The following is a 14,379-nucleotide window of genomic DNA, read 5'->3' as shown; positions in this document are numbered from 1 at the left end:
GAATCATTCCCTTCAAAAACGACATGTTTATTAATTTGGTAACACTTGCGTACACGCCCAGTACTCAATAACATGCAATTAGCAGAAAATAACCGTTTTTGCAGTTTATTGGGTAATAATCTGCCCACCGATAGGAATACCACCTCTCTTTATTTCCCAGTAAATAACAACAAAAGACCGACTCTACTTAGAGTCGGTCTTTTGTTTAGGTGAAATAACCAAATGACGATTCGGTTCTTCACCCACAGAATACGTCTTTATTTCTTTGTATGCGGACAACGCAGCATGGATAACTTTACGTTCATATGAAGGCATTGGTTCTAAGGAAACACTTTTTGATGTCCGGATGGCTTGCTGAGCTAATCGGGCAGCTAATTGATTAAGTGTATCTTTTCTTCTATTTCGATAATCTTCAGCATCAATTGTAATCTGCACATAATGGTTTGAGTTTCTGTTCGCAACTAATTGTGTTAAATATTGCAGCGAATTTAAAGTTTGTCCCCTTTTTCCAATTAAAACTGCCAACTTATCACCCGTTAGTTGAAACGTAACTGACTTCCCTGACCGTTTTGTCTCGATTTGGGCATCTATTTCCATCTTTTCGATTATATTAGATAGAAAGGCTTGCGCCGCCTTTACTGGATCTTGAATTAGCTTTGCATTAACAGTTGCAGGCCTTTTCCCGAAGATCCCTAATATTCCCTTTTTGCCTTCATCAAGAATTGTTATTTCTACTTCTTCTCTCGTCGCCTTTAATTGGTTTAGTGCATCTTCTACTGCTTCATTGACGGTAAGTCCACTAGCAGTTACCTCTTTCACTTCTTATTTCCCCCATCTTTTTCCACCCTTAAATCAGGCCCCTTTATAAAATAGGTTTGAATAATCATGAATAAGTTACCTACTACCCAATAAAGAGAAAGTGCTGCCGGGAAACTGATAGCAAAGACAACGATCATTATCGGCATTAACCAAAGCATCATCGCCATTTGTGGATTTTGATTTGCTGTTCCTGCCATCATCATCTTTTGCTGTATGAATGTTGTTATACCTGCAACAATTGGAAGGATATAGTATGGATCCTTGTCACCTAAATCAAACCAAAGGAATGTATGTTCAGCGATTGCTTCTGTTCTCATAATTGCATGATAGAAACCAATTAAAATTGGCATTTGAACAACTAACGGTAAACAACCTGCAAGAGGATTAACACCATGTTTTTGAAATAGGGCCATCGTCTCTTGTTGTAATTTTTGTTGTGTTTGTTGATCCTTTGAACTGTACTTTTCCTTTAATTTTGCCATTTCGGGTTGTAATGCTTGCATTGCTTTCGAACTCTTCGTTTGCTTCAGCATCAACGGTAAAAGCACTAAACGAATGATAATCGTCACTACTATTATTGCTATTCCGTAATTATCGCCAGTTATTTCGGCAAAATATGTAATTAATTGTGATAAAGGATATACGATATATGTGTTCCAAAAACCTGTGCTTTCCGATGTAACTGGTACATTAACCTGAGTACATCCAGCTAAGAACATTAAAACACCCAATAACCCCGTTATTAAAAGTATGCGCCTCTTCAAACCTTTTTTCCTCCTAATCAATAATTGATACAATTTGTACGTTAAAAGACGGAAAAAGTTTCACATAATTAATATCTTATCATTTTTATTATGATTTTCCTTATGTATATAAAAGTTTTTCACCAGTTAATTTCTACAAATTTCTACAGTTATTTAGATTGGTAAATCTTAGCTTTTCGAAACAAGTGGTCTAAACTATTCTTTACTTCGGAATACCCCATATCAGCTGCTGGTTTTCTAGCGATTATGATGAACTCTTTCCCACTTTTAATTCGATGCTTTTCTTCTAGAAAAACTTGTCGAATTAAGCGCTTAATTCGATTTCTTGTCACAGCATTACCGATTTTCTTACTTACTGATAGCCCAATGCGAAATTCTCGCTCTTCAGGATTTTGTAACATATAAATGACAAATTGTCTGTTCGCTATCGATTTCCCATTTTTAAAAACAGTTTGAAAATCTTCATTTTTTTTAATTCTATATTTCCTTTTCATTTCGTTTCACTCCGGTATGTTCTACATACTAATTTTTCTGCAGAATTCTCACCATCATTATACCTGTATTAAAAACGATTTAAACAAAGCTTTTAAAGCTAACTTAATCAAAGTTTGGCCTTCTACTTTGCATTCAATGTAAAAATCGCTTTATTTACATTCCCCTTTTGGGAATTGGTGATTTTATCTAAATAAATGCTAAGTGCATTGAACGACTTCAGGTAAATAAACTGTCCGATTATTGAGATTGCCCTTTATTACAAGTAATTTTGGACATTCAGGTAGCTAACAATTGACATTCGATCTTGTAAAACTAGCCATCAATTCCAGTCATAAAACTTATCTCTTTCTAATTCGGAAAAAAAAGACCACTGATTTTTCAGTGGCCTATGCTGATAATACTTTTCTTCCTCTACGACGACGGCGAGCAAGAACTTTACGTCCACTTGCTGTGCTCATACGGCTACGGAAACCATGAACTTTACTGTGCTTGCGCTTTTTTGGTTGATAAGTACGTTTCATCTATGACACCTCCCTGAGGATAACAGTTAAAGACAGTCTTACTAATTATAGTGACCTATTGTATGAGTTGTCAACCATTCCTGCTTTTTTATTACTTTTAATTGTAGAAAATGTGATTTCCATTAACAGAGGAACTACTCCCCGTTAATATGGGGCAATATTATAGTTTCCATCCTCTCACAGATCTACAGAAACCTTTTTTAAATGGTGAAGCTCATTTTAATTCATGAAATTTCCTAGACCATCTTCATTCACTTTGGGTTGAACAAAGTACTTGTCCTTTAATTAATTAAGGTGGTCCGATCACCTGTGGATAAAAAAACGACAAATTCCTTCAGTATCCACACAGGTTATCGACAGTTTTTTCACAACTCCCCCTATTGTGGACAATTTCTCTCAACAATCATCTAATTATGTGGATAAGTTTGTAAAAACCATTGCATGTATAGACTTATTCTGATATCATATCTGTGTTTTCACTCTTAATATTGAATCATATAATTATTGTTATCCACAGATTGTGGATATCCTGTGGAGAATTTATAAACACCTTGTGTGAAATGTTGTCCACAACTTTTGTATTTTGTCGAAAAGACGCTTTTATACTATATTATATATTTATGCACAATTTAGACGGCTTTATGTTTATACATTAATATTAACACCTTGTACAAAGGTTGTACGGATAATGAATACACATCAGTAAAGGAGGGACAATACGCTACATGGAGAATCTTTCTGAACTTTGGAGTAAGGCATTAGCAGAAATTGAAAAAAAGATTAGTAAACCTAGCTTTGAAACGTGGCTAAAGTCAACGAAGGCACATTCCATTAAAGGTGATACCTTAACCATCATTGCTCCAAACGAGTTTGCAAGAGATTGGCTAGAATCTAGGTACTTACATCTTATTGCAGATACCATCTACCAATTAACTGGTGAAGAGTTTTCAATAAAGTTTACTATTCCCCAAAACCAAATGGATGATGAATTTGTACCTAATTCATCAAATAAACAATTAAATAAAAGTAGCGATGAACAGGTGGAGTTCCACCAAAATATGCTTAATCCAAAATACACATTTGATACATTTGTCATTGGATCAGGTAACCGTTTTGCTCATGCTGCATCATTAGCTGTAGCCGAAGCGCCAGCAAAGGCCTACAACCCATTGTTTATTTACGGGGGAGTAGGATTAGGTAAAACGCACTTAATGCATGCAATTGGCCATTATGTCCTTGATCATAACCCTTCCGCGAAGGTTGTTTACTTATCATCGGAAAAGTTCACGAATGAATTTATCAATTCAATCCGTGATAACAAAGCTGTTGACTTTAGAAATAAATACCGCAGTGTTGATGTGTTATTAATTGATGATATTCAATTCATAGCTGGAAAAGAACAAACTCAAGAGGAATTTTTCCATACATTCAATACCTTGCACGAAGAAAGCAAACAAATTGTCATATCTAGTGACCGTCCTCCAAAAGAAATTCCTACACTTGAGGATAGGCTACGTTCAAGATTTGAATGGGGCTTAATAACTGATATTACGCCTCCAGACCTTGAAACAAGAATTGCAATCCTGCGAAAAAAGGCAAAAGCAGAAGGTTTAGATATCCCGAATGAAGTCATGCTTTATATTGCAAACCAAATTGATACAAATATCCGTGAATTAGAAGGTGCACTTATTCGAGTTGTAGCCTATTCATCCCTTATTAACCATGATATGAATGCTGATTTGGCTGCTGAAGCACTTAAAAATATTATTCCTAACTCTAAACCCAAGATTATCTCTATTAGTGAGATTCAGCGTGTAGTTGGTCAGGAATTTCAGATTAAACTAGAAGATTTTAAAGCAAAAAAACGCACAAAATCAGTTGCCTTTCCAAGACAAATTGCGATGTATTTATCAAGAGAATTAACTGATTCTTCTCTACCTAAAATTGGTGAAGAATTTGGTGGTCGTGACCATACAACCGTGATTCATGCCCATGAGAAGATCTCTAAACTGCTTCAAAATGATGAACTTCTTCAAAGACAACTCAAGGAAATAACTGAAATTCTAAAAGGCTCCTGAAAAGATATATAGACCTGAATAATGTGAATAACTGATGCAGATATATACACAGTCTGTCCACATGTGGATAGGCTGTGTTTCCTTTCGGTTTGGGTGGTTATCCACATTTCCACAGGCCCTACTAGTACTACTACTATATTTTTTATAAATAATATATATAACTAATTAGAAAAAATGCTTCGAAAAAAAAGGAGGAATACTTACGTGAAATTTACTATTCAACGTGACCATCTGGTTCAAAGCGTTCAAGACGTAATGAAGGCTGTATCATCAAGAACGACAATTCCAATTTTGACTGGGATTAAAATTGTAGCTCATTCAGAAGGAGTAACCTTAACAGGAAGTGACTCTGATGTCTCAATTGAATCCTTTATTCCTACTGAGGAAAATGAAAATGTGATTGTTGAAATTTTTCAACAGGGAAGCATTGTCTTACAAGCTAGATTCTTTAGTGAAATTGTAAAGAAACTACCGATGGATATTGTAGAAATGGAAGTAGCGAACAATCATTCAACAGTTATTCGTTCAGGAAAAGCAGAATTTAACCTAAATGGCTTAGATCCAGAAGAGTATCCGCACCTTCCACAAATTGAGGAAGAAAATGCATTTAAAATACCTGCTGATTTATTAAAGGCAATGATTCGACAAACAGTATTTGCTGTATCAACATCAGAAACTAGGCCGATTTTAACTGGAGTTAACTGGAGATTAGAAAACGGCGAACTTATATGTATTGCCACAGATAGTCATCGCCTCGCTTTAAGAAAAGCAGTGATTAATACTGGAAGTCAGAGCTCATACAATGCTGTTATCCCAGGGAAAAGTCTAAGTGAACTAAGCAAAATCTTAGATGACACGAGTGATCTTGTTGAAATTGTCATAACGGAAAATCAGGTATTATTTAAAGCAAAACATATCTTATTTTTCTCAAGATTATTGGACGGCAATTACCCAGATACATCACGCCTAATTCCTACGGACAGCAAGACAAACATGACAATTAATTCAAGAGAATTTTTACAAGCCATTGATCGTGCATCATTATTGGCTAAAGAGGCTAGAAACAATGTTGTAAAGCTCTCGACATTGGCAGATAAGAATATCGAAATTTCTTCTAACTCTCCTGAAATTGGTAAAGTCAGTGAGGAAATTCAAGCAGCTGAATTACTAGGTGAAGAATTGAAAATCTCGTTTAGTGCAAAATATGTGATGGATGCATTAAAAGCACTAGAGGGAACGGAAATTAATGTGAATTTCACAGGGGCGATGAGACCGTTTGTCATTCGAACAATTGAAGATGATTCAATGCTCCAACTAATCTTACCTGTAAGAACCTATTAATTTTATAAAGTGCAATTTACCGGTAGGCTTCCTTGCACGGTAATCTGCAATAAAGAGGACTGGCATCTGTCAGTCTCTTTTCTGTTTTCCAATAACAGGAGGTACGGGTATTTAGAACTACTGGATTCACAGCACGCTCTTTTTGTCCATGTGGGGTGGACGACAAGGTTTGTTATACTAGTAGTGATTGTATTTTTAGTCTAATGTTTAGTATTATATAAAGTTAGAGACTACTGAAGGAAGGTGGTTCACTATGGCGAAACCAGTAAAGATTGAGACGGAGTATATTACACTAGGACAATTTTTGAAATTAGCTGAAGTGATACAAACTGGTGGAATGGCGAAATGGTTTTTAGGAGAATATGAAATTTTTGTTAATAATGAATCAGAGAACCGCCGTGGTAAAAAACTAAGAGATGGGGATATGGTTTATATTCCTGATTTCGGCACATATATCGTGAAAAATTAAAGTTGGTGTCCTAAATTTGTATATAAAAGAGCTGAAATTAAAAAACTACCGAAATTATGAAGACTTAACGATTCAATTTGAAAATAAAGTCAATGTAATCCTTGGTGAAAATGCACAAGGGAAAACAAATGTGATGGAATCAATTTATGTTCTTGCCATGGCTAAATCGCATCGGACGTCAAATGATAAAGAATTGATTCGTTGGGGCGAAGAATATGCTAGAATAGAAGGTAGCATAGAAAAGTATAATCGATTAACGGCTCTTCAATTAATCATTTCCAAAAAAGGTAAAAAGGCCAAGTTAAATTATATAGAGCAAGAAAAACTCAGCCAATATGTAGGGGCTATGAATGTGATTATGTTTGCACCGGAAGATTTGAATTTAGTAAAGGGCAGCCCTGGTGTGAGAAGAAGATTTATTGATATGGAAATTGGCCAAGTATCTGCCGTTTACCTTCACGATTTGAGCCGTTACCAAAAGATCATGCAGCAACGGAATCATTATTTGAAAATGCTACAAATGAGAAAGCAAACAGATCAAACAATGTTAGATGTACTGACGGCCCAATTAAGTGAGGCTGCTGCGAAAATTATTCATAAGAGATTGCAGTTTATATCTGAACTCCAAAAATGGGCTCAGCCTATTCATTTTGGGATTAGTAGAGGATTAGAAACATTAATAATTAAATATAAACCGTCAGTCGACGTATCAGAAGAACACGATTTGACGAAAATGATAAATGTATATGAGCAGAAGTTTGCTGAAATAAGAACGAAAGAAATTGAACGTGGAGCAACATTAGCAGGTCCTCATAGAGATGATCTAATCTTTTTTGTGAATGATTATGATGTGCAAACATATGGCTCGCAAGGCCAACAAAGAACAACGGCCCTATCGTTAAAGTTAGCTGAAATTGATTTAATCCATAATGAGATTGGAGAATATCCAATCCTTTTACTTGATGATGTATTATCAGAGCTTGATGATTTTAGGCAATCCCATTTATTGAATACAATTCAAGGAAAAGTACAAACATTTGTGACGACAACTAGTGTTGAAGGGATTGACCATCAAACCTTAAGGGAAGCAGCTACCTTTCATGTCCAGGCTGGAAAGCTCATAGACGATAAATGAGGTGATTGAAATGTATATTCATCTAGGAGACAATTTTGTTGTCCCCTCTAAAGAAGTTGTTATGATATTAGACCGCCAGTCTTCACTGGATTCATCTATTGTGGCTGAATTTCTAAAAAAGCAAGAAGGTAAAATTGTTCAGCTGACAAATGGTGAGGCAAAATCGGTCATCGTGACGATGAATAAAATATATTTTTCCCCGTTATCATCGAGCACATTGAAGAAACGAGCACAGTTTGCCTTTGATATACATGTATAACGAGAATATTGTCTATTTGTTTTGAAAATGAGAAAAAGCTATGACTATGGCTAAGCGCATTGCCATCTAACGTAAGCGCCTAGCCACTCTATGGTCTAGCCCCTCATGAATAGAAGGTGTGCAAAACACACATTCTATTCTGTCCGAGGCTGAACAAGGCGCTCCGCGTTTTTGTTACTAGCTAGATTTAAGAAAAGTGTAGGTGGTCAGTGTGACGATGGAAGAAAATCAAGTCAAACAATCATATGATGAAAATCAAATTCAAGTACTAGAAGGTCTAGAAGCGGTACGTAAACGCCCTGGTATGTATATTGGAACTACAAGTGCGAAAGGCCTCCATCATCTTGTCTGGGAGATTGTTGATAATAGTATTGATGAAGCGTTAGCCGGGTTTTGTGATGAAATCAATGTAATCATTGAAGAAGATAACAGTATAACTGTAAAAGATAACGGCCGAGGAATTCCAGTAGGTATTCATGAAAAAATGGGACGCCCTGCAGTAGAGGTTATCATGACTGTTCTCCATGCCGGTGGGAAATTTGGCGGCGGTGGATACAAAGTTTCTGGTGGGCTGCATGGTGTTGGTGCATCAGTAGTTAATGCTCTTTCAACTGTTCTAACTGTTACAGTCCATCGTGAAGGGAAAATCCATTTCCAAAAGTTTGAAAGAGGTGTTCCTGCTGCGGATTTAAAGGTAATTGGAGAAACAGAAGTTACTGGTACAATTACTCGATTTAAACCAGATTCAGAAATCTTTACTGAATCAACAGAATACGAATATGAAATACTTGCAAATCGTATCCGAGAACTGGCATTCCTTAACCGTGGATTAAAAATCACAATCGAAGATAAACGTGAAAATAAACGTCAAAATGAATATTGCTACGAGGGTGGTATTAAATCTTACGTCGAGCATTTAAACCGTACTCGTGAAGTAATTCATGATGAGCCAGTTTATATTGAGGGTGAAAAGGACGGTATTACAGCAGAAGTAGCCATTCAATACAATGATAGCTATACAAGCAATATCTATTCATTTGCCAATAACATTCACACCTATGAGGGTGGAACACACGAGGCTGGTTTTAAGACTGCTTTAACTCGTGTCATTAATGACTATGCTAGAAAAAATAAAATTTTCAAAGAGAATGATGATAATTTGTCAGGTGAAGATGTTCGTGAAGGAATTACTGCAATTGTTTCTATTAAACATCCTGATCCCCAATTTGAAGGGCAGACAAAAACAAAGCTTGGAAATTCAGAGGTTCGTACAGTTACAGATTCTGTTTTTTCAGAGGCTTTTGATAAGTTCTTACTAGAAAACCCTTCAATAGCTAGAAAGATTGTTGAAAAAGGTTTAATGGCAACTAGAGCTCGCCTTGCAGCCAAAAAGGCTCGTGAATTAACGAGAAGGAAAAGTGCGCTTGAAATTTCTAGTTTACCTGGTAAACTGGCCGATTGTTCCTCAAAGGATCCCTCTATTAGTGAAATATACATTGTTGAAGGAGACTCAGCTGGTGGGTCTGCAAAACAGGGAAGAGATAGACATTTCCAAGCGATTCTTCCGTTAAGAGGGAAAATTATCAATGTCGAAAAGGCACGACTGGATAAGATTTTATCAAATAACGAAATTAGAGCGATCATCACAGCATTAGGTACAGGTATTGGAGAAGATTTCGATATTTCCAAAGCACGTTATCATAAAGTGGTTATTATGACAGATGCTGATGTCGATGGTGCGCATATTCGTACTCTAATTCTGACATTCTTCTACCGTTATATGCGTCAAATTATTGAGATGGGTTATATTTATATTGCTCAACCACCTCTTTACAAAATTCAGCAAGGTAAACGTGTTGAATATGCATATAATGATCGTCAGCTTGATGAGTTTCTTGCTGGGATGCCTCAGCAGCCTAAACCAGGAATTCAGCGTTATAAAGGTTTAGGTGAGATGAACCCAGAGCAACTGTGGGAAACAACAATGTCCCCTGAATCGCGTACATTGCTCCAAGTTACTTTAGAGGACGCAATTGATGCGGATGAAACCTTTGATACATTAATGGGTGATAAAGTAGAACCTCGTCGAAACTTTATTGAGGCAAACGCACAATATGTTAAAAATCTAGATGTCTAGCCTGGAAAGCACCTCATTTTTATGGTGAGGTGTTTTTTGATATAAATCTCATAGTTGTTTTCAAACACTTACATAATTATTGTATAGAAAGATCGTGTGAAACATGAATTATTTCAGAAACTTCTACTTTCTATGAACAAACTATGAAATTGATGTGTAATCTTTCCCTAACATTGATATAATGGAGAGTAGACTATTAGATGAATTATCTTCAATTGGGTATAGATTATTACTTTATTTTATAAATTTATTTGGCTCTCCCAATTTAAAAAGTGAAAAGGACTAAGGGAGGTTATCTTAGTATGTCGGAAAACCAAAGCTCACAAGTTATTGAGAGAAATATTAGTAGTGAAATGCGAGAATCCTTTTTAGGATATGCAATGAGTGTTATCGTTTCGCGTGCTTTACCAGATGTTCGAGACGGATTAAAACCTGTTCATCGTCGTATTTTGTATGCAATGAATGATTTAGGGATGACTTCAGATAAACCATTTAAAAAGTCGGCTCGTATCGTCGGTGAAGTAATTGGTAAATACCATCCACATGGTGACTCAGCAGTATATGAAACAATGGTACGTATGGCACAAGATTTTAATTTCCGTTACATGTTAGTCGATGGGCATGGTAACTTTGGGTCTGTCGATGGAGATTCTGCAGCTGCGATGCGTTATACCGAGGCACGCATGTCGAAAATCTCAATGGAATTAATTCGTGATATTAACAAGGATACAATTGATTACCAAGATAACTATGACGGTTCAGAAAGAGAGCCAATTGTACTTCCAGCTAGATTCCCAAACCTATTAGTTAATGGTGCGACTGGAATCGCAGTTGGTATGGCCACCAATATTCCCCCGCATCAACTAGGTGAAGTAATTGATGGAGTTCTTGCCTTAAGTAAGGATCCTGATATAACAATTCCTGAACTGATGGAGATCATTCCGGGTCCTGATTTCCCAACAGCTGGGCAGATTATTGGCAGAAGCGGGATACGAAAGGCTTACGAAACAGGTCGTGGCTCAATAACGGTCCGGGCAAAAGTTGAAATTGAAGAAAAGGCATCAGGTAAAGAAGTAATTATTGTTAATGAACTACCTTATCAGGTAAACAAGGCGAAGCTCGTTGAAAAAATTGCAGAGCTTGTTCGTGATAAAAAGATTGATGGAATAACGGATTTACGCGATGAATCAGACCGTAACGGAATGCGGGTTGTGATTGAGGTTCGGAAGGATGCAAATGCGAATGTCCTTTTAAACAATCTTTATAAACAAACAGCGTTACAAACTAGTTTTGGTATCAATATGCTTTCTTTAGTCGATGGCCATCCAAAGGTTCTTAATCTTAAACAGATGCTTTATTATTATTTAGAACATCAAAAGGTTGTTATTAAGCGGAGAACAGCATTCGAATTAAGAAAGGCTGAAGCTCGTGCGCATATCCTCGAAGGTTTGCGAATTGCACTTGATCATTTGGATGCAGTTATTACACTTATTCGAAATTCACAAACGACTGAGATTGCCCGAAATGGATTAATGGAGCAATTTTCACTAAGTGAAAAGCAGGCACAGGCGATTCTAGATATGAGGCTTCAAAGATTAACCGGTTTAGAACGGGAAAAAATTGAAGAAGAGTATCAATCACTTGTAAACTTAATTGCTGAATTAAGAGCGATTTTGGCTGATGAGGAAAAGGTCCTTGAGATTATCCGTGAAGAACTTACAGAGTTAAAGGAAAGATTTAACGATGAACGCCGTACAGAAATTGTAGCGGGCGGGCTTGAAAACATTGAAGATGAGGATTTAATCCCAATAGAGAATATTGTTATTACGTTAACTCATAATGGCTATATTAAGCGTCTTCCAGTATCAACCTACCGTACTCAAAAACGCGGTGGTAGGGGCATACAAGGAATGGGAACGAATGAAGATGATTTCGTCGCACAGCTTCTTACAACATCGACACATGATACGATTCTTTTCTTTACGAACAAAGGGAAAGTTTATCGGGCCAAGGGCTATGAGATTCCTGAGTATAGTAGAACGGCTAAAGGTCTTCCAATCATAAACCTTTTAAGTGTAGAAAAGGATGAATGGGTAAACGCAATTATTCCAGTTTCTGAATTTGTGGATGATTGGTTCTTATTCTTTACGACAAAAGATGGAATCTCAAAGCGTTCGCCGTTATCTCAATTTGCACATATTAGAAATAACGGGTTAATTGCTGTAGGTCTACGAGAAGCGGATGAACTGATCTCTGTTAAATTAACTGATGGTTCTAAGGATATTATTATCGGAACGAAAAAGGGAATGTTAATTCGCTTCCCTGAGTCAGATGTTCGTTCTATGGGACGTACAGCTAGTGGTGTTAAAGGGATTACTCTTGATGAAGACGATGAAGTAGTTGGGATGGAAATTTTAGAAGAAAATGTTGATGTATTAATTGTTACAAGCAATGGATACGGAAAACGAACACCTTCTGAAGAATATAGAATACAAAGCCGTGGTGGTAAAGGCTTAAAAACGTGTAATATTACGGATAAAAATGGTCCAGTCGTTTCTGTTAAAGCTGCTAACGGGGAAGAGGATTTAATGCTGATAACAGAGAGTGGAGTCATCATTCGTATGGATGTTGATACAATTTCCACGATGGGAAGAAACACTCAAGGTGTTAAATTAATAAAATTAGATGAAAATGTAGTTGTTTCCACTGTTGCCCTTGTCGAGAAAGAGGAAACTGATTCGGATGATGAAGTAACTGAATCACACGAGGAACAAGAAACAGCTGAACCAAGAGATGAAGAATAAGAATAAGAGTAAGAGGACTGATTCACTTTATGGTGACAGTCCTTTTTTTGTCCATTTTTAACAATAAAACAGAAAATTACATTATTTAGTAAGAAATCCCCTGAAAACAATAACAAATATAAGTAATATTACCTATTTTTAGTTATAATGGTTATTAGGGGGGTATATCTTTGAAAATCTATATTAATCAATTACAAACAGGGTGCATTCTAGCAAAAAATATTTTTTCAGTTTCAAATAAGCTGTTAGCCTATAAAAAGACAAAGGTAGATCAACATATTAAAGAAGCGTTACAAGCATTTTTAGTTAAAGAGGTTGAAGTGGAAGAATTACTTGATAATGGTGGAGTTTTTCAGCCTAAATATAAATTAGATGAAAATATACATGGAATAGAAGGGAATTCTGAAATAATACATAATAAATCATTCTATCAACTTTATATGGATGCCGTACAGAGTTATAAACGATTATTTATAAATTGGCAGTCGGGGGCTTCATTAGACATTGCTGAAATTAGACAGATTATTCTTCCTTTAGTCGGCGAACTGGAAGAACATGAGAGGGAGATTTTTCAACTTTATCACTATTGTAAACAGGAAGACTATATATACCATCACTCAATTTCAGTAGCGCTACTAAGTGCCTTTTTAGGAAAAAAACTACAGTATAAACAAGGGGACATTAACCAAATCGCCTTAACTGGATTATTATGTGATTGTGGAATGTCAAAATTGCCAACTAATATTATAACTAAAAAGATAACACTAACTGAAAAGGAGTACCATGATATTAAGAAGCACCCAATCCATAGCTATAATTTATTAAAAAACATTATGTCAATACAAGAAGGTGTAAAGATGGGAGTGTTGCAGCATCATGAAAGAATTGATCAAAGTGGATATCCTCTTGGTGTAAAAGGGAAACAACTACATCCTTATAGCAAAATTGTAGCTTTAGCCGATATATATCAAGCGATGATATCTGTTAGGCCCTACCGAAGTAAACAATCTCCCTTTAAAGTATTGGAGCAAATTATTCAGGACGATTTTGGTAAATTTGATCTAAGTGTAGTCAATGAATTGAAAAAGGCAATCATAAATATTTCGGTTGGTACGAAGGTTAAGCTCTCTAGTGGTTTCGTAGCGGAAATTGTTTTTGTGGATGAACAGTATCCAACGAGGCCTTTGGTGAAAATTGAACCGAATGGAGAAATTATTGCTTTGAAGGATAAAGCGGAATTGTTTATAGAGGAAATTATCTAAAAAACATTTTAAATTATGTTGACTCGTTCATATTAAGCTGATATACTTCTATAAGTCAGCCGGATGGGGCGCAGGTACTTTTTAGAAATTATGAAAAAGGTATTGACTCCATACGATGAATGATGTTATTATAGTGAAGTCGCCTTTTAATGAAGCGACTCAAAAAGTTCTTTGAAAACTAAACAAAACCAAGCGTGCCAACGTTAATTTCGATTAACATAAACGTACTATATAGTACAAAACTTATGAGCAAGTCAAACACTTTATTGGAGAGTTTGATCCTGGCTCAGGACGA

The 14,379-nt window shown here is 36.1% G+C and carries 12 protein-coding genes; 8 read left to right on the top strand and 4 right to left on the bottom strand.

Annotated features, from left to right (window positions below):
• Positions 1-183: 183 nt before the first annotated feature.
• The 4 genes from jag to rpmH all read right to left on the bottom strand — a co-directional run bounded on the left by jag (position 184) and on the right by rpmH (position 2,599).
• Positions 184-819, bottom strand: coding sequence for an RNA-binding cell elongation regulator Jag/EloR (jag, locus tag K9V48_RS19020; protein WP_224140747.1), 636 nt, complete (start codon positions 817-819; stop codon positions 184-186).
• Positions 816-1,538 carry a YidC family membrane integrase SpoIIIJ gene (gene spoIIIJ / locus K9V48_RS19015; RefSeq protein WP_251527354.1) on the bottom strand — a complete coding sequence of 241 codons (723 nt, stop codon included), beginning with the start codon at positions 1,536-1,538 and terminating at the stop codon, positions 816-818. The genes jag and spoIIIJ overlap by 4 nt, the downstream gene beginning before the upstream one ends.
• 194 nt (positions 1,539-1,732) lie before the next feature.
• Positions 1,733-2,077, bottom strand: coding sequence for a ribonuclease P protein component (gene rnpA / locus K9V48_RS19010; protein WP_224140745.1), 345 nt, complete (start codon positions 2,075-2,077; stop codon positions 1,733-1,735).
• A gap of 387 nt (positions 2,078-2,464) precedes the next feature.
• The gene (rpmH, locus tag K9V48_RS19005) at positions 2,465-2,599 is read right to left on the bottom strand and encodes a 50S ribosomal protein L34 (protein ID WP_111617259.1); all 135 of its coding nucleotides are present in this window, start codon (positions 2,597-2,599) and stop codon (positions 2,465-2,467) included.
• Positions 2,600-3,324: 725 nt separating this feature from the next.
• Between rpmH and dnaA the strand changes: the two genes are divergently transcribed.
• The 8 genes from dnaA to K9V48_RS18965 all read left to right on the top strand — a co-directional run bounded on the left by dnaA (position 3,325) and on the right by K9V48_RS18965 (position 14,084).
• Positions 3,325-4,677: a chromosomal replication initiator protein DnaA gene (gene dnaA, locus K9V48_RS19000; RefSeq protein ID WP_224140744.1), complete on the top strand. Its 1,353-nt coding sequence runs from the start codon at positions 3,325-3,327 to the stop codon at positions 4,675-4,677.
• A gap of 204 nt (positions 4,678-4,881) precedes the next feature.
• Complete coding sequence (dnaN, locus tag K9V48_RS18995) at positions 4,882-6,018, top strand: DNA polymerase III subunit beta (protein WP_224140743.1); 1,137 nt, start codon at positions 4,882-4,884, stop codon at positions 6,016-6,018.
• Between the two features lie 253 nt (positions 6,019-6,271).
• Positions 6,272-6,487, top strand: coding sequence for a S4 domain-containing protein YaaA (yaaA, locus tag K9V48_RS18990; protein ID WP_224140742.1), 216 nt, complete (start codon positions 6,272-6,274; stop codon positions 6,485-6,487).
• Between the two features lie 16 nt (positions 6,488-6,503).
• Complete coding sequence (recF, locus tag K9V48_RS18985; protein ID WP_224140741.1) at positions 6,504-7,622, top strand: DNA replication/repair protein RecF; 1,119 nt, start codon at positions 6,504-6,506, stop codon at positions 7,620-7,622.
• A gap of 10 nt (positions 7,623-7,632) precedes the next feature.
• Complete coding sequence (remB, locus tag K9V48_RS18980; RefSeq protein ID WP_224140740.1) at positions 7,633-7,881, top strand: extracellular matrix regulator RemB; 249 nt, start codon at positions 7,633-7,635, stop codon at positions 7,879-7,881.
• A gap of 217 nt (positions 7,882-8,098) precedes the next feature.
• On the top strand, positions 8,099-10,018 hold the full coding sequence (gene gyrB / locus K9V48_RS18975) for a DNA topoisomerase (ATP-hydrolyzing) subunit B (protein ID WP_224140739.1): 1,920 nt from the start codon (positions 8,099-8,101) through the stop codon (positions 10,016-10,018).
• A gap of 302 nt (positions 10,019-10,320) precedes the next feature.
• On the top strand, positions 10,321-12,822 hold the full coding sequence (gene gyrA, locus K9V48_RS18970; protein ID WP_224140738.1) for a DNA gyrase subunit A: 2,502 nt from the start codon (positions 10,321-10,323) through the stop codon (positions 12,820-12,822).
• A gap of 170 nt (positions 12,823-12,992) precedes the next feature.
• Positions 12,993-14,084, top strand: coding sequence for an HD-GYP domain-containing protein (locus K9V48_RS18965; RefSeq protein WP_224140737.1), 1,092 nt, complete (start codon positions 12,993-12,995; stop codon positions 14,082-14,084).
• Positions 14,085-14,379 lie beyond the last annotated feature (295 nt).

The sequence above is a fragment of the Metabacillus rhizolycopersici genome, assembly GCF_020075705.1.
Note: the sequence above shows the minus strand (reverse complement) of the source record. Positions and strands in the feature narration are given on the sequence as shown.

Coding starts and splice junctions, on each gene's coding strand:
- spoIIIJ (WP_251527354.1), bottom strand. CDS start 1,538: ATGTTCTTAGCTGGATGTACTCAGGTTAATGTACCAGTTACATCGGAA.
- rnpA (WP_224140745.1), bottom strand. CDS start 2,077: ATGAAAAGGAAATATAGAATTAAAAAAAATGAAGATTTTCAAACTGTT.
- rpmH (WP_111617259.1), bottom strand. CDS start 2,599: ATGAAACGTACTTATCAACCAAAAAAGCGCAAGCACAGTAAAGTTCAT.
- dnaA (WP_224140744.1), top strand. CDS start 3,325: ATGGAGAATCTTTCTGAACTTTGGAGTAAGGCATTAGCAGAAATTGAA.
- yaaA (WP_224140742.1), top strand. CDS start 6,272: ATGGCGAAACCAGTAAAGATTGAGACGGAGTATATTACACTAGGACAA.
- remB (WP_224140740.1), top strand. CDS start 7,633: ATGTATATTCATCTAGGAGACAATTTTGTTGTCCCCTCTAAAGAAGTT.
- gyrB (WP_224140739.1), top strand. CDS start 8,099: ATGGAAGAAAATCAAGTCAAACAATCATATGATGAAAATCAAATTCAA.
- gyrA (WP_224140738.1), top strand. CDS start 10,321: ATGTCGGAAAACCAAAGCTCACAAGTTATTGAGAGAAATATTAGTAGT.